Source organism: Streptomyces sp. NPDC093795, from assembly GCF_044764665.1.
Taxonomy (GTDB): Bacteria; Actinomycetota; Actinomycetes; order Streptomycetales; family Streptomycetaceae; genus Streptomyces.
On sequence record NZ_JBIWIO010000009.1, the window covers coordinates 164,999 to 190,521 of the forward strand.

General features: G+C 70.8%; 26 protein-coding genes and 1 pseudogene. 11 read left to right on the forward strand and 16 right to left on the reverse strand.

Annotated features, from left to right (window positions below):
* The first annotated feature begins 45 nt into the window (after positions 1 to 45).
* The 4 genes from ACIRB7_RS24025 to ACIRB7_RS24040 all read left to right on the forward strand — a co-directional run bounded on the left by ACIRB7_RS24025 (position 46) and on the right by ACIRB7_RS24040 (position 3,789).
* Positions 46 to 1,692: a penicillin-binding transpeptidase domain-containing protein gene (locus ACIRB7_RS24025; RefSeq protein WP_403602216.1), complete on the forward strand. Its 1,647-nt coding sequence runs from the start codon at positions 46 to 48 to the stop codon at positions 1,690 to 1,692.
* Positions 1,693 to 1,768: 76 nt separating this feature from the next.
* Positions 1,769 to 2,326 (forward strand): YbaK/EbsC family protein, encoded by a 558-nt coding sequence (locus ACIRB7_RS24030; RefSeq protein ID WP_403602219.1) that lies wholly within the window; start codon positions 1,769 to 1,771, stop codon positions 2,324 to 2,326.
* Positions 2,323 to 3,174 (forward strand): EamA family transporter, encoded by an 852-nt coding sequence (locus ACIRB7_RS24035; RefSeq protein WP_403602223.1) that lies wholly within the window; start codon positions 2,323 to 2,325, stop codon positions 3,172 to 3,174. The genes ACIRB7_RS24030 and ACIRB7_RS24035 overlap by 4 nt, the downstream gene beginning before the upstream one ends.
* 135 nt (positions 3,175 to 3,309) lie before the next feature.
* On the forward strand, positions 3,310 to 3,789 hold the full coding sequence (locus ACIRB7_RS24040; protein WP_403602226.1) for a hypothetical protein: 480 nt from the start codon (positions 3,310 to 3,312) through the stop codon (positions 3,787 to 3,789).
* Positions 3,790 to 3,928: 139 nt separating this feature from the next.
* On the opposite strand, the gene ACIRB7_RS24045 is transcribed toward ACIRB7_RS24040, so the two are convergent.
* The 6 genes and pseudogenes from ACIRB7_RS24045 to ACIRB7_RS24070 all read right to left on the reverse strand — a co-directional run bounded on the left by ACIRB7_RS24045 (position 3,929) and on the right by ACIRB7_RS24070 (position 8,241).
* Positions 3,929 to 5,041 carry a hypothetical protein gene (locus ACIRB7_RS24045; RefSeq protein WP_403602729.1) on the reverse strand — a complete coding sequence of 371 codons (1,113 nt, stop codon included), beginning with the start codon at positions 5,039 to 5,041 and terminating at the stop codon, positions 3,929 to 3,931.
* A 192-nt stretch (positions 5,042 to 5,233) separates the two neighbouring features.
* Positions 5,234 to 6,033 (reverse strand): annotated as a pseudogene (locus tag ACIRB7_RS24050) (IS5 family transposase); the annotation flags it as partial.
* Positions 6,034 to 6,072: 39 nt separating this feature from the next.
* Entirely contained in the window at positions 6,073 to 6,561 is a 489-nt protein-coding gene (locus tag ACIRB7_RS24055) for a hypothetical protein (protein WP_403602228.1), read from the reverse strand.
* Positions 6,558 to 7,163: a hypothetical protein gene (locus tag ACIRB7_RS24060; RefSeq protein WP_403602231.1), complete on the reverse strand. Its 606-nt coding sequence runs from the start codon at positions 7,161 to 7,163 to the stop codon at positions 6,558 to 6,560. The genes ACIRB7_RS24055 and ACIRB7_RS24060 overlap by 4 nt, the downstream gene beginning before the upstream one ends.
* Before the next feature lie 395 nt (positions 7,164 to 7,558).
* Positions 7,559 to 7,822: a hypothetical protein gene (locus ACIRB7_RS24065; RefSeq protein ID WP_403602234.1), complete on the reverse strand. Its 264-nt coding sequence runs from the start codon at positions 7,820 to 7,822 to the stop codon at positions 7,559 to 7,561.
* Positions 7,819 to 8,241 (reverse strand): ATP-binding protein, encoded by a 423-nt coding sequence (locus ACIRB7_RS24070; RefSeq protein ID WP_403602237.1) that lies wholly within the window; start codon positions 8,239 to 8,241, stop codon positions 7,819 to 7,821. The genes ACIRB7_RS24065 and ACIRB7_RS24070 overlap by 4 nt, the downstream gene beginning before the upstream one ends.
* Positions 8,242 to 8,828: 587 nt before the next feature.
* Between ACIRB7_RS24070 and ACIRB7_RS24075 the strand changes: the two genes are divergently transcribed.
* The 3 genes from ACIRB7_RS24075 to ACIRB7_RS24085 are packed head-to-tail and all read left to right on the forward strand — an operon-like array spanning position 8,829 to position 10,573.
* A complete protein-coding gene (locus ACIRB7_RS24075) occupies positions 8,829 to 9,692 on the forward strand; it encodes a helix-turn-helix domain-containing protein (RefSeq protein WP_403602240.1) in 864 nt (287 codons plus the stop codon).
* Between the two features lie 15 nt (positions 9,693 to 9,707).
* A complete protein-coding gene (locus ACIRB7_RS24080; RefSeq protein WP_403602243.1) occupies positions 9,708 to 9,905 on the forward strand; it encodes a DUF397 domain-containing protein in 198 nt (65 codons plus the stop codon).
* 17 nt (positions 9,906 to 9,922) lie between these two features.
* On the forward strand, positions 9,923 to 10,573 hold the full coding sequence (locus ACIRB7_RS24085; protein WP_403602246.1) for a YdcF family protein: 651 nt from the start codon (positions 9,923 to 9,925) through the stop codon (positions 10,571 to 10,573).
* Between the two features lie 165 nt (positions 10,574 to 10,738).
* Here ACIRB7_RS24085 and ACIRB7_RS24090 read toward each other — a convergent pair whose 3' ends face one another.
* Both ACIRB7_RS24090 and ACIRB7_RS24095 read right to left on the reverse strand, forming a co-directional pair.
* A complete protein-coding gene (locus tag ACIRB7_RS24090) occupies positions 10,739 to 11,164 on the reverse strand; it encodes a DUF4267 domain-containing protein (RefSeq protein ID WP_403602249.1) in 426 nt (141 codons plus the stop codon).
* Between the two features lie 86 nt (positions 11,165 to 11,250).
* Entirely contained in the window at positions 11,251 to 11,697 is a 447-nt protein-coding gene (locus ACIRB7_RS24095; RefSeq protein ID WP_403602252.1) for an anthrone oxygenase family protein, read from the reverse strand.
* A 90-nt stretch (positions 11,698 to 11,787) separates the two neighbouring features.
* Between ACIRB7_RS24095 and ACIRB7_RS24100 the strand changes: the two genes are divergently transcribed.
* Positions 11,788 to 12,366, forward strand: coding sequence for a TetR/AcrR family transcriptional regulator (locus ACIRB7_RS24100; RefSeq protein ID WP_403602255.1), 579 nt, complete (start codon positions 11,788 to 11,790; stop codon positions 12,364 to 12,366).
* A gap of 32 nt (positions 12,367 to 12,398) precedes the next feature.
* Here the strand turns inward: ACIRB7_RS24100 and ACIRB7_RS24105 are convergent, their stop codons facing one another.
* The gene (locus ACIRB7_RS24105) at positions 12,399 to 13,190 is read right to left on the reverse strand and encodes an SDR family NAD(P)-dependent oxidoreductase (protein WP_403602258.1); all 792 of its coding nucleotides are present in this window, start codon (positions 13,188 to 13,190) and stop codon (positions 12,399 to 12,401) included.
* Between the two features lie 156 nt (positions 13,191 to 13,346).
* Here ACIRB7_RS24105 and ACIRB7_RS24110 point away from each other — a divergent pair, with 156 nt between their 5' ends.
* A complete protein-coding gene (locus ACIRB7_RS24110; RefSeq protein ID WP_351219489.1) occupies positions 13,347 to 13,964 on the forward strand; it encodes a LysE family transporter in 618 nt (205 codons plus the stop codon).
* Positions 13,965 to 13,993: 29 nt separating this feature from the next.
* On the opposite strand, the gene ACIRB7_RS24115 is transcribed toward ACIRB7_RS24110, so the two are convergent.
* Genes ACIRB7_RS24115 through ACIRB7_RS24135 form a run of 5 tightly spaced genes read right to left on the reverse strand, consistent with a single transcriptional unit; the run spans position 13,994 to position 18,402 of the window.
* Positions 13,994 to 14,554 carry a YbaK/EbsC family protein gene (locus tag ACIRB7_RS24115; RefSeq protein WP_403602261.1) on the reverse strand — a complete coding sequence of 187 codons (561 nt, stop codon included), beginning with the start codon at positions 14,552 to 14,554 and terminating at the stop codon, positions 13,994 to 13,996.
* Positions 14,555 to 14,607: 53 nt separating this feature from the next.
* Positions 14,608 to 15,804: a serine hydrolase domain-containing protein gene (locus tag ACIRB7_RS24120; protein WP_403602264.1), complete on the reverse strand. Its 1,197-nt coding sequence runs from the start codon at positions 15,802 to 15,804 to the stop codon at positions 14,608 to 14,610.
* 39 nt (positions 15,805 to 15,843) lie between these two features.
* The gene (locus ACIRB7_RS24125) at positions 15,844 to 16,590 is read right to left on the reverse strand and encodes an energy-coupling factor ABC transporter ATP-binding protein (RefSeq protein WP_403602267.1); all 747 of its coding nucleotides are present in this window, start codon (positions 16,588 to 16,590) and stop codon (positions 15,844 to 15,846) included.
* Positions 16,587 to 17,351, reverse strand: a complete 765-nt coding sequence (gene cbiQ, locus ACIRB7_RS24130) for a cobalt ECF transporter T component CbiQ (RefSeq protein ID WP_403602270.1) — start codon at positions 17,349 to 17,351, stop codon at positions 16,587 to 16,589. The genes ACIRB7_RS24125 and cbiQ overlap by 4 nt, the downstream gene beginning before the upstream one ends.
* A gap of 1 nt (position 17,352) precedes the next feature.
* Positions 17,353 to 18,402, reverse strand: coding sequence for an energy-coupling factor ABC transporter permease (locus ACIRB7_RS24135; protein ID WP_403602273.1), 1,050 nt, complete (start codon positions 18,400 to 18,402; stop codon positions 17,353 to 17,355).
* A 214-nt stretch (positions 18,403 to 18,616) separates the two neighbouring features.
* Here ACIRB7_RS24135 and ACIRB7_RS24140 point away from each other — a divergent pair, with 214 nt between their 5' ends.
* Positions 18,617 to 18,976 (forward strand): SsgA family sporulation/cell division regulator, encoded by a 360-nt coding sequence (locus ACIRB7_RS24140; RefSeq protein WP_403602276.1) that lies wholly within the window; start codon positions 18,617 to 18,619, stop codon positions 18,974 to 18,976.
* 36 nt (positions 18,977 to 19,012) lie between these two features.
* On the opposite strand, the gene ACIRB7_RS24145 is transcribed toward ACIRB7_RS24140, so the two are convergent.
* Both ACIRB7_RS24145 and ACIRB7_RS24150 read right to left on the reverse strand, forming a co-directional pair.
* Positions 19,013 to 21,181, reverse strand: a complete 2,169-nt coding sequence (locus ACIRB7_RS24145) for an MMPL family transporter (protein ID WP_403602279.1) — start codon at positions 21,179 to 21,181, stop codon at positions 19,013 to 19,015.
* A 163-nt stretch (positions 21,182 to 21,344) separates the two neighbouring features.
* Complete coding sequence (locus tag ACIRB7_RS24150; RefSeq protein WP_403602282.1) at positions 21,345 to 21,917, reverse strand: TetR/AcrR family transcriptional regulator; 573 nt, start codon at positions 21,915 to 21,917, stop codon at positions 21,345 to 21,347.
* A 270-nt stretch (positions 21,918 to 22,187) separates the two neighbouring features.
* On the opposite strand from ACIRB7_RS24150, the gene ACIRB7_RS24155 reads away from it, so the two are divergent.
* On the forward strand, positions 22,188 to 25,505 hold the full coding sequence (locus ACIRB7_RS24155) for a S41 family peptidase (RefSeq protein WP_403602287.1): 3,318 nt from the start codon (positions 22,188 to 22,190) through the stop codon (positions 25,503 to 25,505).
* Positions 25,506 to 25,523 lie beyond the last annotated feature (18 nt).

Below are 25,523 nucleotides of genomic sequence, written 5' to 3' on the forward strand. Positions count from 1 at the left end.
CGACGCTGCTTGACTGGACGGCCACCTGGGGAGGGGAACGCAGTCATGCGCAGTGGAGCCAAGGTCGCGATAGTCGGGGGCGTGTTCGTCGTCGTGGCAGGCGGGGTCGGCTACGGGGGCTACAACCTGTGGAACGGCGTCACGGGCGGCAACAAGACCGTGGAGACCCGCTCGCAAGAAGACGCACCGAAAAGAACAGGCCCGGTCACCCCCGACGAGGTCACGACGACCGCGCGGGACTTCCTGGCGGCCTGGGCGGCCGGGGAGCCGGAGAAGGCCGGGCAGCTGACGAACGACCCGGTCACGGCCGAGCCCGCCGTGGCCGCCTACCGGGCCGGCGCGTCCGTCACGGAGGCCACCATCACGCCGGGGGCGCCCGTCGGGCCGAAGGTGCCGTTCACGGTGAAGGCGACCATCACGTACGAGGGCGTGTCGAAGCCCTGGTCGTACGCCTCCGAGCTGACCGTGGTGCGGGGGCAGACCACCGGCCGGCCGCTGGTGAAGTGGGCGCCGTCCGTGATCCACCCGAAGCTGACCGCCGCCGGCACCCTGCGGACGGGCATGGCGAAGGCCGCGAGCGTCATGGCCGTGGACAAGAACGGCGACGAGCTGTCGGTGGAGAAGTACCCCTCGCTGGCGCCGATCATCGCCGAACTGCGCACCCGGTACGCGTCGAAGACGGGCGGCACGGTCGGCGTCGAGACGTGGATCGAGTCGGGCAGCGAGACCGTCCCCGACACCACGGTCCTGGTTCTGCGGAAGGGCAAGCCGGGCACCCTGAAGACCACCATCGACCCGGACGTCCAGGCGGCGGCGGAGAAGGCGGTCAAGGCGTACGGGCAGGCGGCGGTGGCGGCGATCGAGCCGTCGACGGGTGCGATACGGGCGGTGGCGAACAGCCCGGCGGGCGGCTTCAACACGGCGTTCCTGGGCAAGCAGGCCCCCGGCTCGACGATGAAGATCGTCACGGCGACGATGATGATGCAGCAGGGTCTGGCCAAGCCCGACAGCCAGGTCGAATGCCCTGCCGAGGCCTCCTGGAAGGGTGTCCCCTTCCACAACCTGAAGAACTTCAAGATCGACGGCGGCACCTTCACCGAGTCCTTCCAGCGCTCCTGCAACACCGCCTTCCTCAAGTCGTCGCTCGGCCCGCTCAGTGACAAGGACATGGAGGACACCATCCTCGGCGAGACCGCCCGCCGCTCCTTCGGTATCGGCCTCAACTGGCAGGTCGGGGTCGAGACGGTGGACGGCAGCGTCCCCGAGTCGGCCGGGGGCGAGACGGCCGCCTCGTACATCGGCCAGGGCAGGATCCAGATGAGCGCCCTGAACGTCGCCTCGCTCTCCGCGACCGCGAAGAACGGCGGTTTCCTCCAGCCGTACCTGGTGGCGAAGAGCCTGGACGACCGGGAGTTCGCGGAGGCCGACCCGCTCTCGCGCGAGGTCGCCAAGGGGCTGCGCACGATGATGAACGCGGCGGCGACGAACGGCACCGCCGCGGAGGCGATGGCCGGCGTCCCCACCCCGAAGGGCGCCAAGACCGGCTCGGCCGAGGTCGACGGCCAGACCACGTCCAACAGCTGGTTCACCGGCTACTCCGGCGACCTCGCGGCGGCGGCGGTCGTGGAGGCCGGGGGCCACGGCGGCGACTCGGCGGGCAAGGTGGTGGCGGGGGTGCTGAAGGCGGGGTGACACCCCCGGCCACGGGGGTGTCCGGGGCCCGGAACCCGGTCGCGTGGCCCGTACAGCTACCGCTAGCGTGCGGGCCATGACCACAGACGAGACCTCCCCCGCCCACCCCCAGTTCGCCGCCGCGCTCCAGGAGCTGGGCCTGGACGTCGAGATCCGCCGGTTCCCCGACGAGACCCGCACCGCCCAGCAGGCCGCCGAGGCCATCGGCTGCCAGGTGTCCGAGATCGTGAAGTCGCTGATCTTCGCGGCCGACGGGGTGCCCGTGCTCGTCCTGATGGACGGCGCCTCGCGGGTGGACGTCGAGCGGGTGCGGTGGGAGCTGTGCGCGGCGAAGGTCACGCGGGCGGACGCGAAGGCGGTACGGGAGACCACGGGGTACGCGATCGGGGGCGTCCCGCCGTTCGGGCACCGGACGCGGACCCGGGTCCTCGCCGACCGGGGCATCCTCGACCACGACGTGGTGTGGGCGGCGGCGGGCACCCCGCACACGGTCTTCGCGATGGACCCGAAGTCGCTGGTGGCGCACGCGGGCGCCACCCTGGTGGACGTCCGCGAGCCCTCGGAAGGCACCCGGGCGGACGTCCGCGAGCCCTCCGAAGGCACCCCGGCGGACGTACGCGAGCCCTCGGCGTGACCCCGCTCGTCACCTTCGCGGTCGTCGTCGCCGCCGTCACGCACGCCAGCTGGAACGCGATCGCGCACGGCATCAAGGACCAGCTGCTCTCCTTCACGCTGATCTCGGGCGGCGGGGCGGCGATCGGCCTGGTCACGGCCTTGTTCGTACCGCTTCCGGCGGCCGGGGCGTGGCCGTACCTGATCGCCTCGGCGCTCCTCCACGTCGGCTACTACGCCCTCCTGATGCGCTCGTTCACGCTCGGGGACTTCGGGCAGATGTACCCGATCGCGCGCGGTACGGCCCCGCTGGTCGTGACCGTGCTCGCGGCGGTGTTCCTCGACGAGGTGCCGGACGGCCGGCAGCTGCTCGGGGTGGCGGTGGCGTGCGCGGGCCTGACGGGCCTCGCCCTGTGGGGCATCCGGGGCAAGGGCGCCCGCCCGCACTGGCCGGCGCTGCTCGCGGCGGGCGCGACGGGCCTGTCGATCGCCTTGTACACGGTCGTCGACGGCGTCGGCGTCCGCGCCTCCGGCACCCCGCTCGGGTACATCGCGTGGCTGATGATCCTGGAGGGCCTGGCGATCCCGGCGTACGCCCTGTGGACCCGCCGCGCGGCCCTCCTCCCCCAACTCCGCCCGTACGCGACGCGCGGCCTCCTCGGCGCGGCCCTCTCGGTCGCGGCGTACGCCCTCGTCCTCTGGGCCCAGACGAAGGCCCCCCTGGCCCCGATCGCGGCCCTGCGCGAGTCGTCGATCATCGTGGGCGCGGCGATCGGCGCCCTCTTCTTCAAGGAACGCTTCGGCGGCCCGCGCATCGCGGCGGCGGGCCTGATGGTGGTGGGCATCGGGCTGATGCTGCACGCGGGGTGAAGGGGGACGGTGCCTCCTGGAACTGGAGGCACCGCCGGTCCAACTGTCTGCCGCACCACCGTGATCGCTGACGGCAGCTAAGACATCGTTTCTTATGGTGGGTCCCACGCCCTTCCAGGCGGGGATACTGCTTCAGTGCTGTTGACATGGATCGCCGAGGTGGCCGAAGAGCCCCTGGCATTGGAGCCGGGTGACCGGCGGGTGGAGTGGGAGACCAACACCTGGTCGCTGGGTGCAGGGGACGAGGACGGGCGGCCGTTGTCCGCTGCCGAGGTGGTCGCTGCCTTCGAACAGACTGCTGCCGGCATCCGGGAACGCATTCGCGAGCTGGGCTTCTCCGGAGTGGCGACGTTCTATGTGTGGCACGACGGGCAGGCCGGGCAGCTCCGGTGCTCGACCGGCTCCGTTCCTCCGGACGAGTTGCCGTTCAACGGCACCTACGTGGTTGCCGACCATCTTGGTCCGATCGTCGAGGGGTTTCTGGCCGACAACATGCCGGGCGCCGTCGCCTGGTCGGACCTGGACGAGGCGGAGGGCCACTTGGAGCAGGCCATGACGGAGCCTGAGATCGCGCCCTTGCGTGTCTGGACCAGCAGCGTTGGAACATCACACTGAATGCCCTTGCGCATCCAGGCGGGTGGCTTTGTCCACGAGAACGGACAGCAGATGTTCACCACTTCGGGAGGCACTACTACCTGGTGCTGTTCGATTGCGCAGTTCCGGAGCGTGAGTACCGGCATCATCTGGCAGTCGGCTAGAAGAGACCGGCTTGCATGTGGTGCGTGAGGTTGTCGAGGATCTCGCGCAGCCACGGGCCGCGGACCGCCGGCAATCGGACCAGGGTGTGCTGGAAGGTTCCCGGGTCGGCTCGGAACATCTGGTGGGGGCGTGGCGGGGGCGGGTCGTCGCGAAGTACGCCGTCGGGCATGGTTCCCGAGGTGGGGAGGTAGAGGTGTGGTTTGGGGAAGGCCATCCACATCCATATCCCGAACGGCAGTGGCACCGGGCGTGCAGATGCGTCCGGTCCGGCCGGGCTCCAGAGTTCCCCCGTCTGGGGGTGGGTCGGTACGAGGATCATGTCGGCGTCCGGGCCGGGGGCGGACAGTCCCGGTCCGGCCAGGACGGCGCGTCGCGCTGGCTGGTCCGCGGGCAGCAGGGCGTCGAGGGCGCGTTGGAAGACTTCCGTGATCAGGCCGAGCGGGACCGTCACAGGCCGGCCGTCGGAAGCTGCCAGCAGGTGGGCCAGGGCCCGGCCGGCTGCCGCTTCCCACTGTGGGCTCCATGACCACCAGTGGTCCAGCCCGATGAGCGAGCCCCATCTGGTGATCGGCTCGATCGGGGGCGTGGCTACCCCCTCCTCCAGCAGCTCCTCCCAGGAGTGGATTGCGGTGTCGGAGTCGGTGCCGTCGACGGGGAGGCGGTGCACGGCATCCGGCGCGAGCCAGACCGCCTGCCAGAGTGAGCAGTCGTCGATCCGGCTCGCCACCGGCAGGCCGCACGCCTCACAGGCCATGTTCGGGCCGTCACCCCAGTCGAGGCCGCAGCAGTAGCCGCCGGCTTCGTGCGGGACGAGCACGGTGCCGCGGGTATCCCCGGGGGCGATGACGACGGTGCCAGGTGCGCTGTCGGACACGGCGTAGAGCGGAGCGTAGATACCGCGGGCCGCCGCCTCGTCCGGGTCGATCTCCTCCCACCTCCGCCACGGCGCCCCCCAGGGCTCCGGTTCCACGGCGAACGTTCCCGACTCCATGAGCACCGGGAGCTGGATCCCGTTCCCGTACTTCTGATGGGCATGGGCTGGCAGCGCGACCGGGGACAGCGGGATGGTCAGCTCGGCGCCACATCCCGCACACACGAAAACGAACAAATGTCCTCCGCGAAGAGAGAGGGGGCATCGTCGCAACTCTGTGGCGGACCGTCCAACGTGTTTTTCATCCGCGGCGTGGGACTGTGCACCGCCATGGTGTGTAAGGCCACCGTTCGAATCCCCGACGTGCCGGGTGCCTCCCGAAGTGGTGAACATCTGCAGTCGGTTCTCGTGAACAAAGCCAAGGCGGGCGAGTCGGCGGTGGCCGATGAGGATTGCGGCTATGCCGACGAAGGCGAGGAAGTGTTCGGCCTTGCGCTCGTAGCGGCGGTGGAGCCGTCGGCAGCCGGCCAGCCAGGAGACGGTTCTCTCCACGACCCAGCGGTGTCGGCCCAGCCGTTGTGAGGACTCGATGCCCTTGCGGGCGATGCGGTGGCGGATCCCCCGCTGGCAGAGCCATCGGCGCAGGTGGTCGTAGTCGTAGCCCTTGTCCGCATGCAGTTTCGCCGGCTTCCGGCGCCGGGGCCCGCGGCGGGAGCGGATGGGCGGGATGCCCCGCACGAGCGGCTCCAGGCCCTGGCTGTCGTGCATGTTCGCGCCGGAGATCCCCAGGGACAGGGGCAGCCCGTTCCGGTCTGTGATCAGGTGGATCTTCGATCCGAGTTTGCCGCGGTCGGTCGGATTCGGTCCCGTCAAAGGCCCCCTTTTGCCGCCCTCAGACTGACCGAGTCGATCGCGCACCGCGACCAGTCCAACTCGCCCCGCGCCCCGAGCTCGTCGAGGATCACGCGATACAACCGCGCCCAGACCCGCTCCCGGCTCCACTGGGCGAACCGCCGGTAGACCGTCTGCCAGGCCGGCCCGAACACCGGCGGCAACTGCCGCCACGTGCAGCCCGACGTCGCCACGAAGATGATCGCAGCCAGAGCCTCGCGGTCACCCGCCCGGCGCCGGCCGCCGCCCTGCGGACGCATCACCTCAGTCGGTGGCACCACCCGCCGGAACAACACCCACAACTCGTCCGGCACCAACCGCTCAACCAGATCCGTCATGCACGGAACAACGAACGATCACGCCATAAGAAACGATGTCTAAGGAACGGAAACGATCTGCCAAGCGACCATGCCTGTGGCACCGGCCGCCGCGTTGATGGCGATCGGCAATTGCGCCGGGGCGTTCTCGACGCGCTGGCCTACCGGTACCCCGTCGCACGGCACGGACTGCGGCGCCTTGTCCGCGATGACGACCTTGACGGACCCTGTGCCGACGCAAGCCACGGAGAGTTTGTAGGTCTTGCCCTTCTTGAGCGGGGAGAGATTGTGCACGCCGTCTCGAACCCGCTCCAGCCCGGATTCCAAGAACTCCGGGTCGTCCGGCGAGACCGTCTCCAGTGCGGTCTTGGCGCGCTTCCCCTGGTCTTCCTCGCTTTCCCCTCGGGGAGGCTGCGTCCCTGTCGGATTCCCTGTCGTCGACGCCGACGGAGCGCCCGACGGCTTCGCGTCGTCGGTGCAGCCGGCCGCCAGGAGAGATACGACAGCGAGGACCGGGACCGCGGTCAGTCGCTTGCGCAGCGCCGTCACGAGCTCGTCTCCCAGTAGCGCCATCCGATCTCCGAGGAGGGCAGCTTCGCGGTTCCGCTCTTGATGAGCTTCTTTCCACACCGATCCGCGCTGGTCTCGTACTTGGCCCACTTCACGGAATACCCCCAGGAGCCGTACTGGAGATGCCCGTACTTTCCGTTGGCCACGTTCCTGCGGTATTCGTGACCCACAGACACCCCGACCTCAGTGCCGATGCTGGCCGACACTGAGACCTTGGCCTTGGCAACGATGCCGCTGACCTCTACCTCGCCGCCTGCGCTGACTTCCCGCTTGATCGTCCCTGAATTCTCCACCTTGACCACCATGATGCCGCCCGGCCCGTCCTTGAAGGACGTCCCTCGCCACTGTGCCGGCATATGGATTCCGGTCTTCGAAGTGATCTCGATCCACGTGCGGCGAGGGTTGTCGCACGCCTGCGAGCCGGTCTCCCCGTTGGTCGATGCTTCCGGCAGCTGCGCCAGCGAGTCGTCCTCGGGCGCGGCCTCCTTCACGACCTCCACCGGAGTGGCTATGGGCTCCGGTTCCTTGCTTGCTGCATGGGCCGGATAAGCCAAGCTGCCCAGCAGAGCCAGTGCGAACACCGGGACGGCAGTCCCTCGTGCTTTGAGACGCATAGTTCCCCCACGTTGAGTCTGATTGCGAGTCCACCCGTTAGGTCAGTGAGGTGGCCTCGCAAAGAACGTAACCGCGTTCACGGGGGACGGGGGAGAAAAAGCGTTCTTCTGAGCAAGAATTGAGCATGATGAATTTCGGCCGCACGGTCTACAACTGGCCATCGATGGAGCCGTGTTGTGTCACGCGCGTGTTCCTTCAGACTCGACGTTGCTTCCCCCCGGGATCTCCCAAAGTTGATTGAGGCGACAGAACCTCGCCGCCGCTCGGGGGCCAAAGCGTAAGCCGTGTACGCGTGCTGGACCCTGCACGCGGGGTGAGGCGGTGGCGCCTCCGTCAACGGTGGGCACCGCCGCTTCACCTGTCAGGAGCCGGCGGCGCCGACTCGTCCCTGCCCGTCGCACGAGGCGCGGAAGAAGTCCGTACGGATGCGGCGGAAGCCGGTGTGGCCCGTCGCCTGGGCGTGGGCCAGGCACCAGACGGCGGGCCCGCGCCCGTCGTCCGCCGCGCCGGAGCCGTCGAGGCACGTGGTGCACTCGGCCTCGGTGATCGGCCCGCTGCCCGAGCGGTCCTCGCGCAGCGCCCAGAGCCGGGGACGCCGGGCGGCGCGGTGATAGGTGCCCGTCACCACGGCTCACCGCCCACGGACAGCTCCGCCCACACCAGCTTGCCGGGCCCGCGCCGGTCGTCGATGCCCCACTTCGCGGCGAGGGTCTCGACCAGCGGGAGCCCCCAGCCGCCGTCGGCGCCGTCGACCGGCAGCGCCATCAACGGCCGCTTCTCGGCGGCATCGTGGACCTCGATCCGGAGGCCGTCCGACAGGCGGGCGAAGTGCGTCTCGATCTCCCGGCCGGGAACGCGACCGTGTCGTACGGCGTTCGTCAGCAGCTCGGACAGCACGAGCGAGGCGGCGTCCTCGATGGCCTGGCACTCCCACCGGGCGAGGGTCCGGCGCAGCTCGCGACGGGCGAGCGGCACGCTTCTCGCGGCCTGCGCCCAGCGCCGTACGACGATGTCGCCGCCGTCCTCCTGCGATACGGGTCCCATCACGCCGCCACCTCCACGCCGTGGATCAACCGTGGCCCCACGTCGACCCCGTGCACGGCCAGCCACAACGCCCGCCGCCGCTGCCGATGAATGCGGCTGCGCTGCCGGGTGGCTTCGGGGGAGTCCAGGTAGGGACGTACGAGTTGACTGTCCTCGCCCCGGAGGAGGGGAACGCGGGGGCGGTGGTGGGCGGTTGCCACGGGTGCGGCGCATGTACGGGTGGACGCGGGGGCCGGGGGTGGGGCCGTCCCCCGTCGGCGGCGCCCAGACGGGGGCAGTAACAGCCGTAGGACCAGTCCGACGAGGCTGACGATAGGGTTACTCACGTTGACGCTCCTTTGAAGCGTTGACCATGCCCCCGGACCGGTCGCTCGGTCGCGGGGGTCTACCTGTTTCACGCACAGGCCAGCAGGGCCACCCCATCGTCACGAGCTGACGACGGTGAGTGACCGTGCCACAGCATGCCCGGGTCGACACCGAAAATGCAAGGCTTGCGAAATACCTCTTGGCGTTCGAATCGAGTTGAGCGTCGGCGCGGTGACCGCGCACACTCGCGGGTATCAACCGACACGGAAAGGACCGCAGTCATGCCGGACAAGCGACCGCGCCCGCCGACCGTCAGACTCCGTCGCCTCGCCGCCGAGTTGAGGAAGCTTCGCTCCGAGGCGGGCCTGACCCGCGAAGACGTCACGGAGCAGACCGGGATCAACGAAGCGACGCTCTACCGCATCGAGCGGTCTCGTGCACGGCCCCAGAAGCGCACCCTCGTAGCCCTGTTGGACCTGTACCAGGCCGACGAGGGGCGGCGGATGGACCTGTTGGCTCTGCAGAGCGGGTCAAACGATCAGGGCTGGCTCCGGCCGTACCATTCGGAACTGCCCGAGGAGTACACCGCGTACATCGGTTTCGAAGCCGAGGCGCGGACGGTCCGCAACTACGAGTCGCTGTTCGTCCCCGGGCTCGCGCAAACCGAGCCCTACGCCGCTGAAGTCGTCAAGGGTGTCCTCCCCATGGCCAGCCAGAAGGAGATCGCGCAGCGCGTCCAGGCGCGCATGGAGCGGCAGCGCGTCTTCGCCAAGGAACACCCGCTGCAACTCTGGGCCATCGTGGACGAGGCGGCACTGCGACGCGTGGTCGGTGGCCGTGACGTCATGCGGGGCCAGGTGCGGCACCTGCTCGATCTGGTGGCGGAGCCCCACGTCACGTTCCAGGTGATCCCCTTCGAGAAGGGCGCACACGCCGGCATGACCGGCAGCTTCGTGCACATGGACTTCCCGGACACGGACGACCCCGAGCTCGTCTATCTGGACACCCCCGCCGGTGACTTGTTCCTGGAGTCAGAGGCGGAGATCCGGCGCTACAAGTCGATGTTCGAACACCTCCAGGCGTTGGCGCTGGGGCCGAACGACAGCGCCGACCTGCTGGTTAAGGTTGCGGAAGCGAAAGACTGAGAGAAGGTGTTCGGAGTGCAGCACGACCCTGTCGAGCCCATGTGGCGAAGCAGCAGCTACAGCAGCGGGAACGGACAGTGCGTCGAGGTCAGGGACGACCACCCGGGCACCGTTCCCGTACGTGACAGCAAGGCCCCCGCCGGGCCGCACCTCCTCTTCGAGGCGGGTGCCTGGGGGGCGTTCGTCGGTGCCGTGAGGGCCGAGCAGCTGTAGAACGGATGACACCCTTCGTGATCACCGTTCAGGACTGGTCCGACGCTCAGCTGCTCTGGGACTTCCAGCAGATGGGCCACCAGCCCCGCCCCTGCTCCGTGGCCATCGGGCTCGGGAGTCATGATCTCGGGGTTGCCGACGTGGCCGTCAGGCTGTATCGGCGTGGGCTCGTGCCGCTGCTCGTCTTCACCGGGGCCACCAGTCGGACCACGCGGGACCGGATGCCCCGGGGCGAGGCCGAGCACTACCGGGAGCGGGCGCTTGAGTTGGGGGTGCCCGGCGGTGCGGTGCTTGTGGAGCCTCGGGCTCGGAATACCGGGGAGAACATTCGGTTCTCTCGGGAGTTGCTCGCCGGGCAGAACATCCGCGTCTCGTCCGTGTTGCTCGTCTGCAAGCCGTACGAGGAGCGTCGGGCGTACGCCACCGCGCGGCAGCTCTGGCCCGAGGTGGACTTCGTCTGTGCCTCTTCCGGGATGGCACTCACGGAGTACGTGGACTCGATCGGGGACGGGCGTCTCGTGCTCGACATGCTCGTCGGTGCCGTACAGCGGCTGATCGTCTACCCGGCGCTCGGGTTCATGGTCGAGCAGGAGATCCCCGCGCCCGTCGCCGCCGCGTACGAGCGGCTTCGGGAGCGGGGGTTCACCAGCCGGCTCGTCTCCGCCTGAGAGAACCGCGTCGTCGCCAACCCCTTTTGGTGCCTGGCGCGTTCGGCTCCGTGGCCCCTTCGCAGCCGGCGTCGTGGCTGACGGGCCGGCCACCCCCGGAGCCCCTCCTCTTCCCGTTGGCGGGCTGTCGGCCGCCTGGCCGGAGGTCAGCACGCCCGGTCCGTGCTAGGCGGGCTGCGGGGCGGGCGCTTCCGGAGCGGCCGCGACGTTTCGGGTCTCGCGGATGATCAGCAGGCCGTTGACCACCATCAGTGTCGCGGTCAGGCCGTGGACGCCGAGCGCGGTGGCCACCGAGCCGTGGTGGGCCAGCACGTTGGCCATGTCGCCGTACGCGGCGAATGCTTCCACCAGCAGCACCCAGCCCAGCGCCCGGCGGTGGCCCGTCACCAGCAGGATGCCCAGGACCAGGGCCAGGACGACGTCGCGGATTCCCTTGATGATCAGGAAGCCGTCGCCGTCGCCGGACGGCCAGCTCGGCAGGCCGTAGCCCGGCGCTGTCGTCTCCGGGCTCAGGATGTACCCCGTCCCGAACCAGAGGATGAAGAGGATGAAGGTGGCGGCCAGGACGGTGTTGATCTTCTTCAGCGACATTGTTCTTCTCCATGCGGGTCTTCGTCGGGTTGGTGAGCTTCGTGGAGCTTGGGGGCGAACCGGTGCCTGTCAGGGAAGTGGTGGTATCAGGCGAGGGCGGCAACCAGCAGGGTGAACGCGGCGACGATGACGGCGACCCGGAGGTAGTGGTAGCGGTTCCAGCGGTTCAGCTGCTGCTTCCAGTCGGCGGGCCGGTTCTCCGGGGTCCAGGTCTTGTTGCGGTTGTTGATCGGGACGAGCAGCAGCAGCGACATGACCACGCTGAGGATCAGCAGTCCGGCGGCGGTGACGACGAGTCCGGCGCCGGGGTGCTGCCAGCCGGCGACGGCCCAGATCGCGCTGAGGACGACCGAGCCTATGTACCAGACCGGCATCAGGGCGCCGAGCATCCGGCCGCCGTGGGCGTGGCCGAGCTGGCGGCTGTCCTCGGGTAGCGCGTCCAGGATCCGGTTCATGATGAAGGCGACGGAGAACTCCACCCCCACCATCAGGCCGACGACGACGGTGGTGAAGACCTCGAGTGTGCTGAGCATGACGACCCCTCCAAGAACTAGCGTTGCTAGGTGATGAGGCAACGCTAGTACTACTAACGCTCGATTGTCTAGCGATGCTAGGATCGAATCATGTCGGTAAAGGAACGCAAGGAACGCGAACGGGCGGACCGCGAACGTCTCATCGTGGCGACAGCCCGCGAACTCGCCGAGCAGCAGGGCTGGGACGCGGTCACCACCCGCCGGCTCGCCGAGCGCATCGAGTACAGCCAGCCCGTCCTCTACAGCCACTTCCGCGGCAAGCGCGAGATCATCGGCGCCGTCGCCCTGGAGGGCGCCACCGAGATGGCCGCGGCGTTGCGGGCCGCGACCTCCGCCGCGGACGGCCCACGCGAGCGGGTCGCCGCCCTCACCCGCGCCTACCTCGACTTCGCCGAAGGTAAGCCGGCGGTCTACGACGCGATGTTCCGGCTCGACGGCGGCCTGGCGTTCGCGCAGGAGGACACCCCGGAGCCGCTGAAGGACGCCTTCGCCGCCCTCCTCGAGTGCCTCGCCGAGGTCGCCGGCGACGGCGTCCACCCGGGACTGTTCACCGAGACGTTCTGGGCGGCCCTGCACGGGCTCGCCACCCTGACCCGGGCGGGACGGCTGCCGCCCGAGGACGCCGGGCCGAGGGTGGAGCTGTTGGTGGACCGGCTCGCCATGGTCTGACACACCGTCCCGGCGGGCACGCAGCCGGGGCCCTAGTGGGCTCCGTCGCCGAGTACCTCCGCGAAGTGCGTGTTCACCGCGAGCAGTCCGCCGTCCACCCGCAGGACCGTGCCCGTGATCCAGGACGCGTCCCCCGAGGCGAGGAACGCGACGGCGGCGGCCACGTCCTCGGGGGCGCCGACGCGGCCGAGGGGGTAGACGCGGTCGGCGAGGGCGGCGAGTTCGGGTTCCCTGCCCGCCCATGCCTGCGTCGCGATCGTGCCCGGGTTGATCTGGTTGACGCGGACCCCGCGCGGCGCCGCGTCGCCCGCCAGGGTGCGGGTGAAGGACGCCAGGGCCGCCTTCGCCGCGCTGTACGCGTGGCCGCCGAAGTCCACCTCGGCGTTGACCGAGCCGATGATCACGATCGCCCCGCGCCCGCCCGCCGCCGCCAGGTGCGGAAGCGCCGCCCGGGAGCAGCGGACGGCTCCCATGAAGGTGACGTCGTGCTGGACGGCCCAGACGTCGTCCGGCTCGTCCTCGAAGCGGTCCCGGTCGGGGGTGACGGAGCCGAGGGCGTTGCTGACGAGCACGTCCAGGCCGCCGAAGGTCTCCACGGCGTACGCGACCGCCGCCTCCACCGACCACCGGTCGCCGACGTCGCAGCGCAGGGCCACCGCCCCGGGGATGTCCGCCGCCGTCTTCCCGGCCTCCGCCTCGTCGATGTCGGTGACCAGGACCCTGGCTCCCTCCGCCGCGAGACGCCGGGCGGTGGCCGCGCCGATACCGCGCGCCGCGCCCGTGACCAGTGCCGCGTATCCCTCGAATCGCCTGGTGAGTTCCATGAGCCGATCTCAACACCGAACCCGCCCGTCGCACCAGGGCACCACGACTCTGTCATCTCGCCCTCGCGCGGCGGGCCGGTGATCGGCTAGCGTCGCAAGGCCGCCGCCCTGAGGTCCGGGGCGGGCGGGTGAGTGAGCAAGTGGGGGGACCGGAACATGACTCAGCTGATCGCCGTCGCCGTCATCACGGTGCTGGCCGTCATCAGCCCCGGCGCGGACTTCGCCATGACCGTCCGCAACAGCTACCTGTACGGGCGGACAGCGGGCGTTCTCGCGGCCGTCGGGATCGCCCTCGGCGTGCTCGTCCACGTCACGTACACCATGCTCGGCGTCGGCCTCCTGGTGTCCCGTTCACCGATGCTGTTCACCGCGATGAAGCTGATCGGCGCCGCGTATCTGGTGTACATCGGGTACAAGACCTTCGTCGCCAAGTCCCAGGTGGACGTCGACCTTTCGGACGACTCCGGGCTGTCGAAGGCCGGGGCTCTGCGCACCGGGTTCCTGACGAACGCGCTCAACCCCAAGACGATGCTCTTCGTCCTGAGCACGTACACGCAGGTCGTCAGCGCCGACACCCCCGTCTTCCAGCAGGTCGGCTACGGCCTGTTCATGTCGTTCGCGCACCTGGTGTGGTTCGGGCTCGCCGCCGTTCTCTTCTCCCAGGAGAGCCTGCGCGCACGGCTGTTGCGGCGGCAGACCGTGCTCAACAAGGTCATCGGGGCTGTCCTCGTCGCGCTCGGGGCGGTCCTCGCGCTGACGCCCGCCGTGGCCTGATGCCGACTGCCCGTCAGTCCGTCAGTCCGTCAGTCCGTCGATACCCGCTCCACCCGCGGCTCCGTCAGTGACCTGTAGTCCTTCGTGGACAGGGCCAGCGAGCGGTCCAGGCGCGCCGCGTTGAAGTAGAACTCCTCGTGGACCAGCAGGCCCGGGTCGACGAACAGGTCGAGGCGCTCGTCGAACGCGAACGGCAGGATGGTGCCGCTCGGAGAGCCCGCGAGCTCCTCGGCGATCTCCGGGGAGGCGAAGGAGACGTACGTGCCGCCGTAGAGCGCCTTCACCGCCGCGAGGTCGATCCGCTTGTCGCCGGGTACGACGACGAGCGCGAAGCGCTTCTCCTTCTTGCCGATCTTCACCATGGCGATGATGCACTTGGCCGCCTGCGCGGGAGCATGGCCGCGCAGCGCGCTGACCGCCTCGGTGGCGCCTTCGGGGGCGTGTTCGATCACCCGGTAGGCGGCCCCGTGCTCGTCGAGGAGGGCGAGCAGCTTCTCGTACGCCTCGTACGACTCGTGCGTCCCGTGCGTCCCGTGCGTCTCGGGCGACTCGGGCGACTCGTGCGGCTCGTGCGTCGGGCTTACCGTCATGTGCCTTGCTCCCCTTGCGACGTGCGACGTGGTACGCGTCCGGCGCCTCGACCCTACTCGCCGGCCGGCAGCGCCACCGACCGCACCGCCCGCACCAGCGACTGGGCGCGCGGGTCCGCCGTGACCGTCTTGCGCATGCCGTTCGTGACGTACCCGAAGGCGATCCCGGAGTCGGGGTCGGCGAAGCCGAGCGAGCCGCCGCGGCCCGGGTGGCCGAACGAGGACGGGCCCAGGAGCGGGGACGCCGGGCCGTGCAGCATGTGGCCGAGGCCGAAGCGGGTGCCGACGAGCAGCACCTTGTCCAGGCCCGCGGACTCCTCCGTACGCGCGCGCGTGCGGGTGTCGGGGGTGAAGAGCCCGTCGAGCGTGGCGGCGTAGAAGCCCGCCAGGGCGCGGGCCGTCGCCACGCCCGCCGAGCCGGGCAGTTCGGCCGCCCGGTAGGCGGGGTCGTTCTCGTCGGGCTTCGGGTCGATGACCCCGAAGGCGCGCCGGGTGAGGGAGCCCGGGTCCTTGTACGCCTCGGAGACGGACCGCTTGGGGCGGAGCTTGAGGGCGCCGCTCCCGGCCGGTTCGATCTCCTCCACGGGGCCGAGCCTGCCGACCCGGTGGGCCTCCGCCTCGGGCAGCCCGATCCACAGGTCCAGGCCGAGCGGGCCGGTGATCTCGTCCGCGACCCAGCGGCCGATGGTGCGGCCCGTGACCCGGTGGACCAGGCCGGAGAGCAGCCAGCTGAAGGTGTGGGCGTGGTAGCCGTGCGCGGTGCCGGGCTCCCACATGGGGGTCTGGGCGGCGATCGCGGCGGTCGCCGTCGGCAGGTCGGTCGCCTCGGCGAGGGTGAGGGGGCGGTCGAGGACGGGGACGCCCGCCCGGTGCGCGAGGAGCCCGCGTACGGTCACCCGGTCCTTTCCGGCCGCCTTGAAATCGGGCCAGTACGCGGCGACCGGGGCGTCCAGGTCGAGCAGGCCGCGCTGGTGCAGGAGCAGGGGTACGGCGGCGGCGACGCCCTTGGTGGCCGAGCGGACCACCTGGGCGGTGTCCTCGGTCCACGGAGCCGTACCGTCGACGTCACGGCTGCCCGCCCACAGGTCGACGACCTTCGCGCCGTCGCGGTGGACCGTGACGGCCGCCCCGCGCTCGCCGCGCTGCTCGAAGTTCCGCAGGAACGCGTCCCTGACCGGCTCCCAGCCCGCCGCCACCGTGCCCTGGACGTCCACCTGTGCCACGCTCCCTCTCGTTCGACCGGCTCCCATGGTGCAACGCGGCACGTGGATGGCCGATTCCGGGGGCCCTCAGACCACCGAGGCCGGTACGAAGCCGAACGGCAGCTCCAGGCGGTGCCGGGCCATCAGCTCCTCGTCCGCGAGGATGTCGCCGGTCCGTCCGTCGGCGGCGATGACGCCCTCGCTGAGGATCACCGCGCGCGGGCAGAGCTCCAGGGCGTACGGCAGGTCGTGGGTGACCATCAGGACGGTGACGTCCAGGGAGCGGAGGATGTCCGCGAGCTCGCGGCGCGAGGCCGGGTCCAGGTTGGAGGACGGCTCGTCGAGGACGAGGATCTCCGGCTCCATGGCGAGGACGGTCGCGACGGCCACCCGGCGGCGCTGCCCGAAGGACAGGTGGTGCGGCGGCCGGTCCGCGTACTCCGCCATGCCGACCTGCTGAAGGGCCCGTGTCACGACGGCCTCCAGGGCGGGGCCCCTGAGGCCCGCCGCCGCCGGGCCGAAGGCCACGTCCTCGCGGACGGTCGGCATGAACAGCTGGTCGTCGGGGTCCTGGAAGACGATGCCGACCTTCCGGCGGATCTCGGCCATGTGCTTCCTGCCGACCGGGAGCCCGGCGACGGTGACGCCGCCCGCGCCGCCGGTCAGGATGCCGTTGAGGTGGAGGACCAGGGTGGTCTTGCCGGCGCCGTTGGGGCCGAGGAGCGCGACCCGTTCGCCGCGCCCCACGGTCAGGTCCACGCCGAACAGGGCCTGGTGGCCGTCGGGGTACGCGTACGCCAGGCCTCGGACTTCGAGCGAGGGAACGGTGGTCATCGGAGCGTCCATCCCAGGAGGCAGATCAGGAGTGCGGTGAGCGGCACCGCGGCGGCGTACGCCCATTGCGCGCGGGTGGCGGTGACCTCGTCGATGACGGGCATGCTGCCCGTGTAGCCACGGCTGATCATGGCGAGGTGGACCCGCTCCCCGCGTTCGTACGAGCGGATGAAGAGCGCGCCCGCGGACTTGGCGAGGACGCCCCAGTGCCGTACGCCCCGCGCCTCGAAGCCGCGGGAGCGGCGGGCGACGGACATCCGGCGCATCTCGTCGCTGATGACGTCGCCGTACCGGATCATGAAGGAGGCGATCTGGACGAGCATCGGCGGCAGCTTGAGGCGCTGGAGGCCGAGGAGCAGGGCCCGCAGTTCGGTGGTGGAGGCGAGGAGCACGGAGGCGGCGACGCCGAGGGTGCCCTTGGCGAGGACGTTCCAGGCGCCCCACAGGCCGGGGACGCTCAGCGACACCCCGAGGAGGGTCGTCCGCTCGCCGGGCACGACGAACGGCATGAGCAGCGCGAACGCGACGAACGGGACCTCGATCAGCAGCCGCTTCAGCAGGAAGCCGGCCGGGACGCGGGCCTTCGCCGCCACGCCCGCGAGCAGCAGGGCGTAGAGGGCGAAGGCCCAGACGGCCTCGCGGGGCGTCGAGACGACGACCACGACGAAGCCGAGGACGGCGGCGAGCTTGGTGTGCGGGGGCAGCTCGTGGACCGGCGAGTGCGCGTGCCGGTAGAGCTTGTGGGCGTGCCCCGTGCCCATGTCAGACCGCTTCCGGTTCCGCGTGGGCACGGCGACGACGGACGAGCCAGAACGCGCCGGTGCCTGCGGCGAGGGTCGCGCCCACGCCGATCACGCCGGCGAGGCCGCCGGAGAGCCGGGCGGTGTCGATGCCCTTGACGCCGTAGTCGGCGAGCGGGGAGTCGGCGGCGGCGTGGTCCTCGACCTTGGCGTCGAAGCCCTTGTCGGCGGCGACCTTCTCCAGGCCGTCGGGGCTGGCGGAGGCGTAGAAGGAGACGAAGCCGGCGAGGACCAGGGCGGTGACGACGCCGCCGATCCACAGCTTCTTCGGGGACCTCGCGGGCGTGGCCGCGGGGGTGGCCGGGGCCGCGTCGACCAGTTCGCCGTCGATACGGAGCTTGAGCGGGGCGGTCAGGCCGCGGGCGCCGTACACCAGGTCGGGGCGGACGGCGATGACCGCGCCGACGGTCAGCATGGTGATGACGGCCTCGCCGATGCCGATGAGGACGTGCACGCCGACCATGGCCGAGAGGACCTTGCCCACCGGTACGGCGGTGGTGCCGCCGATCGCGTAGAGCAGGGTGAAGGCGGCGGCCGACGCCGGTACGGAGACGAGCGCGGCGACGAAGGAGGCCGCGGTCACCGAGGCGCGGGTGCGCGGCAGCACGAGGACGAGGCCGCGGAAGAGCGCGTAGGCGACGACGACCGTGACGACGCCCATGACGGTGATGTTCACGCCGAGGGCGGTGAGGCCGCCGTCCGCGAAGAGGATGCCCTGCATCAGCAGGACGACGGCTATGCACAGGACGCCGGTCCAGGGGCCGACGAGGATCGCCGCGAGCGCACCGCCGAGGAGGTGTCCGCTGGTCCCGGCGGCGACCGGGAAGTTCAGCATCTGGACGGCGAAGATGAAGGCGGCGACGAGCCCGGCCAGCGGGGCCGTCCGCTCTCCGCCGTGCCCGTCGTCCAGCTCGCGCCGGGCGCCCCGCAGGCTCACGGCGACGGCGCCGGCGGCGACGACACCGGCGGCGACCGATACGGGGGCGTTGATGAATCCGTCAGGTACATGCACGTACCGAATGATGAGCGCTCCTGCAAAGAGCTTGCAAGAGCGCACAGGTCACAGAACGGCGGCGCGTGGTGGCGCGGGCGGTCGCGCGTGCCCGTCACGCGTGAGAGTCACGTGACTCCGCACACACCCGCGGCCATCCAGGTATGGGCCGCGCCCTCACCGGGAAGGAGTGGGACATTAGTCGATAAGAGGACAAACCGTGAGGAGCCCCCCGATGGCCGCCGCGCACGACCGTGAAGTCGACGACCACGCCAAGGGCAGGATCATCAGCGACGCGCCACTCTCCCGGCCCGTCCCGGTGGCCCTCCGCTACGACCCCGACTCCTCACCCGCGACCGTCCGCTTCGTCTTCCCCCACGACGTCGAGTGGTCCTTCCCCCGCACCCTCCTGGAGAACGGACTGCGCGCCCCGGCCCGCCGCGGCGACATCGAGGTCTGGCCCTGCGGCCGGGTGCAGACGGTGGTCGAGTTCCACACGGACGACGGCGTCGCCGTCGTCCAGTTCGACACCGCCGCGCTGCTGCGCTTCCTCCGGCACACGTACGCCGCCGGTGCGTCGATGTCGACCCACTGACGGCGTACATGCGGCTTGAGGCTTGAGGCTTGGTGATCAGGCCTTCACGAGGTCCGGCTTCGTGCCGGCGCTCTCGTCGGTCTCCGGGGTGTGCTTCGCGAGGCCCTCGCCCTCCACGTCCACGTTCGGCAGGATCCGGTCCAGCCACTTCGGCAGCCACCAGGCCTTGTGGCCGAGGAGCGCCAGCACGGCCGGGACGATCGCCATCCGGACCACGAAGGCGTCGAAGAGGACCGCGACGGCCAGGCCGAAGCCGATCATCTTGATCATCTGGTCCGTCATGCCGATGAAGCCGGAGAAGACCGCGATCATGATGACCGCCGCGGCGACGACGACCCGGGCGCTGTGCCGGAAGCCGGTCACGATCGCCTCGCCGGGCCGCTCCCCGTGGACGTACGCCTCACGCATACGGGTGACGAGGAAGACCTCGTAGTCCATCGCGAGACCGAAGACGACACCCACCATGAAGATCGGCATCATCGACATGATCGGGCCGGTCTGCTCGACCCCGAAGAGGCTTCCGAGCCAGCCCCACTGGAAGACCGCGACGACCGCGCCGAGGGCCGCGACCACCGAGAGCAGGAAGCCGAGGGCCGCCTTCAGGGGGACGAGGATCGAGCGGAAGACCAGGGTCAGGAGCAGGAAGGCCAGGCCGACGACGAGGGCCAGGTAGGGCACCAGGGCGTCGTTCATCTTCTGCGAGAAGTCGATGTTCATCGCGGTCGCGCCGGTGACGAGGACATCGTCCCCGGTGGCGTCCCGGATGTCGTGGACGAGGCTCTCGGTGGCGGCCGAGGACGGCCGGTCCTTCGGGACCACCGTGATCATCGCGGCGTCGCCGGCCTTGTTCGGGGTCGCCGGGGTGACGGCCGCCCAGCCTTCGAGGCCCTTGATCGTGGAGACCGTCTTGTCGGCGGTGGCCTTGTCGCCGTCGACGACGACGAGCAGCGGGCCGTTGAAGCCGGGGCCGAAGCCGTCCGAGAGCGCGTCGTACGCCCGGCGCTCGCTGGTGGAGGTCGGCTTGACGCCGTCGTCCGGGAGGCCCATCTCCAGGGAGGCGGCGGGCAGCGCGATCGCGCCGAGTCCGAGGACGCCGACGACCAGCACCATCACGGGGCGGCGGAGGACGAAGCGGGCCCAGCGGGTGCCGCCGTTCGGCTTGTCGCTCGCCTTCGCGGTGCCCTTGCGCTGCTTGCGGCCGATGACCTTGTCACCGGCGAAGCCGAGCATGGCGGGGATCAGGGTCAGTGCGATCAGTACGGCGATCACGACCGTACCGGCGGCGGCGAAGCCCATCTTCGTCAGCATCGGGATGTTGACGACGGCCAGGCCGACCAGGGCGATGACGACGGTGAGTCCGGCGAAGACGACGGCGGAGCCCGCCGTGCCGACCGCGCGCCCGGCGGCGTCCTCCTTCTCGCGGCCCTCGGCGAGCTCCGCGCGGTAGCGGGAGACGATGAAGAGGGCGTAGTCGATGCCGACCGCGAGGCCGATCATCATCGCGAGGGTGGAGGTGGTGGAACCGAGGTCGAGGACGTTCGCGAGCGCGGCGATCGAGGAGACGCCGATGCCGACGCCGATGATCGCCGTGAGCAGCGGGAGTCCGGCGGCCACGAGCGAGCCGAAGGTCAGGACGAGGACGATGCCCGCGATGACGACGCCGACGATCTCGCCCGCGCCGGTGGCCGGCATGGTCTGGAGGGCGTCACCGCCGACCTCGACGGTCAGCCCCTTGCCCTGCGCGTTCTCGCCGGCCTGGGTCAGGGCCTCGCGGGTCTCGTCGGTCAGCTCCATCGAGTTGACCTTGTAGGCGACGGAGACGTAGGCGGTGGAGCCGTCGCGGGAGACGGCCTGCGCGGTGTACGGGTCGGTGACCGAGACGATCTGGTCCGAGCCGGACCTCAGCGCGGAGACGGTCTCCTCGACGACGGCCTTGTGCCCGGCCTCGGTCATCTTCTGGCCCTCGGGGGCCTTGAAGACGACCCGGGCGGTGGCACCGTCGGCGCCGGCGCCGGGGAAGCGCTCTTCGAGCAGGTCGAAGGCGCGCTGGGCCTCGGTGCCCGGGATCGAGAAGGAGCCGGAGGTCGGGGCGGGTGCGGTGGCGGCGCCGATCCCGGCTATCGCCAGGAGGGCCACCCAGAGGAGGGCGACGAGCCGTCGGCGCCGGAAGGCGGAACGGCCGAGCTTGTACAGGAACGTGGCCACGGGGGCGTACTCCCAGTGTGGGTGGGACAGGGCATGGGGAGCCGGCCCGACGGCGGAGCGGTTCGACGTCAGGTGGAGCGAGGTGGAGAAGGTGGAGCCGGGTGGAGCCGGGTGGAGCCGGTACTGCTGGGGAAGGTGGCGCGAGTACTTCTGGGGAAAGGGATCAGACGCCGAGTGAGGGGAGCACGACGGCGTCGATGTAGGCGCTCAGGAAAGCGCGGTCGACCGGCTGATCGTCGATCAGCGGCCGGGCGACGAACGCACCGATCAGCATGTGGGGAACGAGCCTCAGCGCCGGGTTGGCGGCGTCGACCTCTCCCCTGCGGACCGCTCGGTTCAGCACTTCGTCGAGGCCGTTCATCTCGGGTGCGATGAGCAGCTCGCGCAGCGCCCGGTGCAGTTCGGGGTTGGTGTGCACGGCATGGGCCAGACCCCGCATCAGCGCGGAGTCCTTCTCCATCTGGCAGTCGTCGGTCCGTGCCATCAGCTCGTGGAAGTCGCCGCGCAGCGAGCCGGTGTCGATCTCGGAGAGGTCGGCCGGCTTGTTGGCGCGCAGCGCCCTGGCGACCAGCTCGGGCTTGCTCCCCCACTGGCGGTAGAGGGTGGCCTTGCTGGAGTGGGTGCGGGCGGCGACGGCGTCCATGGTGAGGGCGTCGTAGCCGACTTCGCGGAGGAGGTCGAGCACGGCCGCGTACAGCTCGGACTCCCGCTCGGGAGTGAGTCTGCTGCGTGCCATGGCCGGGTCTCCATCCGGGATGAGCGAACGAAACGGTTTCGTACAGTACGAAGATACCCCCGCCCTCAACGAAACGAAACCGTTTCGTACGTGTCCTGGGCCACAGCCGGGCGGGCATCGGCGGCACGACAGGCACCACCGTCACCACGGGCATCGGCATCACGACAAGCATCGGACCCACACCCCTGAAGACGCCTGTTCACACGTACGAGTTGCCCTGCCACACATGTACGAGTTGCCGCGCCCCCTCCACGCGGAAAGCATGGGGTGGTGAGTCACGACGTCGCGTACCTCCGTTTCCCGCACCTCCACGACGATCTGCTGTGCTTCGCCGCCGAGGACGATCTCTGGATCGCGCCGCTCGTCCCCGAGGGCCACCGCCCCGGCCGGGCCTGGCGGCTCACCGTCGACCGGACACGGGTCGGCCACCCGCGCTTCTCGCCGGACGGGCGCCGGATCGCGTACACGAACTGGCGCAGCCTCGACCCGGAGATCCATCTCGTCCCCATAGACGGCGGGCCCGCCCGGCGGCTCACCTACTGGGGCTCCCCCGACACCCGGGTCTGCGGCTGGGCGCCCCCCGACAAGGACGGCCACTCCGACATCCTCGCCGTCTCCTCGCACGGCCAGCCCTTCTCGTACTACTCCTGGGCCTACACCGTCCCCACCGACGGCTCACCCGGCAGGCGCCTGCCCTGGGGCCCGGTCTCCGACATCGGAGTCATCGACGGCCACGGCGGCCGTGACAGCCATGCCGGCCACGAGGGGGAGCGCCGCACCCTCCTCCTCACCGGCAAGCCGCCGCACGAGCCGGCCGCCTGGAAGCGGTACCTCGGCGGTGCCACCGGACGCCTCTGGCTGCACGGCGAGCGGCTGCTGCCCGACATCGGCGGCCACCTCGACTGCCCCATGGCCGTCGACGGCCGGATCGCGTTCCTCTCCGACCACGAGGGCATCGGCAACCTGTACTCCTGCCTGCCCGACGGCACCGACCTGCGCCGTCACACCGACCACGACGAGTTCTACGCCCGGCACGCGTCGAGCGACGGCCGCCGGGTCGTCTACCAGTGCGCCGGCGACCTGTGGATCGTCGACTCGCTCGCCGCCGATGCCCGCCCCCGGAAGCTGGAGGTACGGCTCGGCGGGCAGCGGGTCGGCCGGCGCGCCTACCAGGTGCCCGCCGCCCTCCACATCGACGCGCTCTCCGTCGACGAAACCGGCCGCGCCAGCGCCGTCTCCGTGCGCGGCAGCCTCTACTGGCTGACCCACCGCGACGGCCCGGCCCGCACGATCATCGACGAGCCGGGCGTCCGCGTGCGGCTCCCCGAGATGCTCGGCAGCGGCGGCCAGGTCGCGTACGTCACCGACGCCGAGGGCGAGGACGCCATCGAGGTGGGCTATCTGCCGCGCGCCAGCGGCGACCGGCCGCCGCGCCGCCTCGCCTCCGGCGACCTCGGCCGCGTCGAGGAACTCATCGCCGACCCCGAGGGCGAGCGGCTCGCCATCGCCTCCCACGACGGACGGCTCCTCCTGCTCGACGCCACCGAGGAATCCAACGGCGAGGTCACCGAACTCATCCGGTCCGTCAACGGCCCCGTCCGCGACCTCGCCTTCTCCCCCGACGGCGCCTGGCTCACCTGGTCCCACCCCGGCATCGGCCGCTCCCTGCGCTCCATCAAGATGGCCCGGATCTCAGGGCCCGGCGCCCGTACCGTCGTCGACGTCACCAACGGGCGCTTCGAGGACGAGAACCCCGTCTTCACCCGCGACGGCCGCTACCTCGCCTTCCTCTCCTGGCGCGGCTTCGACCCGGTGTACGACGTCCACACCGGCGACCTGTCGTTCCCGCTCGGCTGCCGCCCCTATCTCGTCCCGCTCTCCTCCGCCACGCCCTCGCCGTTCGCGCTGCTCCCCGACGGGCGCCCGGCCGCCGGCGGCCTCGACCCCGCCGACGACGACACGGACACCGGCGACGGCACCGTCACCGTCGAGCTGGAGGGGCTCCCCGAGCGGGTCACCCCCTTCCCCGTCGCCGCCTCCAAGTACTCCGCCCTGCACCCGGTCAGCGGCGGCGGCCTGGTCTGGCTGCGCTGGCCCATCTCGGGCGCGCTCGGCGAGACCTTCGCCAACCCGGCCGACACCTCGGGCCGCCCCACCCTGGAACACTTCTCCATCGTCAAGGCCCGCAAGAGCGAACTCGCCAAGGACCTCGACTGGTTCGCGGTCAGCGGCGACGGCACCCGGCTCGTCGTCGCCGACGAGGGCGAGCTGCGGGCCGTGCCGGCCACCGAGTCCGGGGACGGCGACTCCACCGTCTACCTGGACCTGCGGCGCATCCTGCACGAGGTCGACCCGGGCGCCGAGTGGCGGCAGGCCTTCGACGAGGCAGGACGGATCGTCCGCGCCTACTTCTGGGAGCCCGGCATGGGCGGGGTCGACTGGACGGCCGTCCTCGACCAGTACCGGCCGCTCGTCGAACGGGTCGCGTCCCCCGACGAGTTCGCCGACCTGCTCCGCGAGGTCATGGGCGAACTGGGCACGTCCCACGCGTACGTGACCCCCGCCCGCCGCAACGAAGGGCCGCCGCACTACCAGCGGCCCATGGGGCTCCTCGGGGCGAACCTCGTGCCCCGCGAGGCCGGCTGGACAGTGAAGCGGATCCTGCCCGGCGAGTCCTCAGACTCCAAGGCCCGCTCCCCGCTCGCCGGCACCGGCATCCGCGAGGGCGCCGTCCTCACCCACGTCGACGGCCGGCCCGTGGACCCGGTCGCCGGGCCGTACCCGCTGCTCTCCGGCACCGGCGGCACCACCGTCGAGCTCACCTTCACGCCCGCCGAGGGCGAGGGCCGGGCGCGGCGCGTCGCCGTCGTCCCCCTCGTCGACGAACGTCCGCTGCGCTACCAGGACTGGGTCGCCAAACGCCGGGCGGTGGTACGGGAGGTCAGCGGCGGCCGCTGCGGCTACCTCCACATCCCCGACATGGGCGGCTCGGGCTGGGCGCAGTTCAACCGCGACCTGCGCATGGAGGTCTCCCGGCCGGCCCTCATCGTCGACGTACGCGGCAACGCCGGCGGCAACATCAGCGAACTCGTCATCGAGAAGCTCACCCGCAGGATCCTCGGCTGGGACCTCACCAGGAACGCCCAGCCCGTCGCGTACGCCTCCAACGCCCCGCGCGGCCCCGTCGTCGCCCTCGCCGACGAGGCCACCTCGTCCGACGGCGACATGATCACCGCCGCGTTCAAGCTCCTGGGCCTCGGCCCGGTCGTCGGGCAGCGCACCTGGGGCGGGGTCGTCGGTATGACCGGCCGCCACCGGCTCGGCGACGGCACCCAGATCACGGTCCCGATGAACGCGGCCTGGTTCCCCGAGTACGGCTGGTCCCTGGAGAACCACGGCGTCGAACCCGACCTCGCGATCCTCCGCACCCCCCTGGACTGGGCCGAGGGCCGCCACGCCCAGCTCGACGACGCGGTCCACGTCGCCCTCGCGCTCCTCACGGAGACCCCGGCGGCGAGCCCCCCGGCGTACGAGAACCTCCCGGACCGCTCCCGCCCGAAACTGCCGCCGAGGCCGGAGGCGCCTTAATCGGGAAGGCCTTGAACG

Bases quoted from the DNA above. Each gene is read 5' to 3' on its own strand.
- ACIRB7_RS24025 (WP_403602216.1), top strand. From the start codon at position 46: ATGCGCAGTGGAGCCAAGGTCGCGATAGTCGGGGGCGTGTTCGTCGTC.
- ACIRB7_RS24030 (WP_403602219.1), top strand. From the start codon at position 1,769: ATGACCACAGACGAGACCTCCCCCGCCCACCCCCAGTTCGCCGCCGCG.
- ACIRB7_RS24070 (WP_403602237.1), bottom strand. From the start codon at position 8,241: ATGGGACCCGTATCGCAGGAGGACGGCGGCGACATCGTCGTACGGCGC.
- ACIRB7_RS24075 (WP_403602240.1), top strand. From the start codon at position 8,829: ATGCCGGACAAGCGACCGCGCCCGCCGACCGTCAGACTCCGTCGCCTC.
- ACIRB7_RS24090 (WP_403602249.1), bottom strand. From the start codon at position 11,164: ATGTCGCTGAAGAAGATCAACACCGTCCTGGCCGCCACCTTCATCCTC.
- ACIRB7_RS24095 (WP_403602252.1), bottom strand. From the start codon at position 11,697: ATGCTCAGCACACTCGAGGTCTTCACCACCGTCGTCGTCGGCCTGATG.
- ACIRB7_RS24100 (WP_403602255.1), top strand. From the start codon at position 11,788: ATGTCGGTAAAGGAACGCAAGGAACGCGAACGGGCGGACCGCGAACGT.
- ACIRB7_RS24105 (WP_403602258.1), bottom strand. From the start codon at position 13,190: ATGGAACTCACCAGGCGATTCGAGGGATACGCGGCACTGGTCACGGGC.
- ACIRB7_RS24110 (WP_351219489.1), top strand. From the start codon at position 13,347: ATGACTCAGCTGATCGCCGTCGCCGTCATCACGGTGCTGGCCGTCATC.
- ACIRB7_RS24115 (WP_403602261.1), bottom strand. From the start codon at position 14,554: ATGACGGTAAGCCCGACGCACGAGCCGCACGAGTCGCCCGAGTCGCCC.
- ACIRB7_RS24120 (WP_403602264.1), bottom strand. From the start codon at position 15,804: ATGGGAGCCGGTCGAACGAGAGGGAGCGTGGCACAGGTGGACGTCCAG.
- ACIRB7_RS24125 (WP_403602267.1), bottom strand. From the start codon at position 16,590: ATGACCACCGTTCCCTCGCTCGAAGTCCGAGGCCTGGCGTACGCGTAC.
- cbiQ (WP_403602270.1), bottom strand. From the start codon at position 17,351: ATGGGCACGGGGCACGCCCACAAGCTCTACCGGCACGCGCACTCGCCG.
- ACIRB7_RS24140 (WP_403602276.1), top strand. From the start codon at position 18,617: ATGGCCGCCGCGCACGACCGTGAAGTCGACGACCACGCCAAGGGCAGG.
- ACIRB7_RS24150 (WP_403602282.1), bottom strand. From the start codon at position 21,917: ATGGCACGCAGCAGACTCACTCCCGAGCGGGAGTCCGAGCTGTACGCG.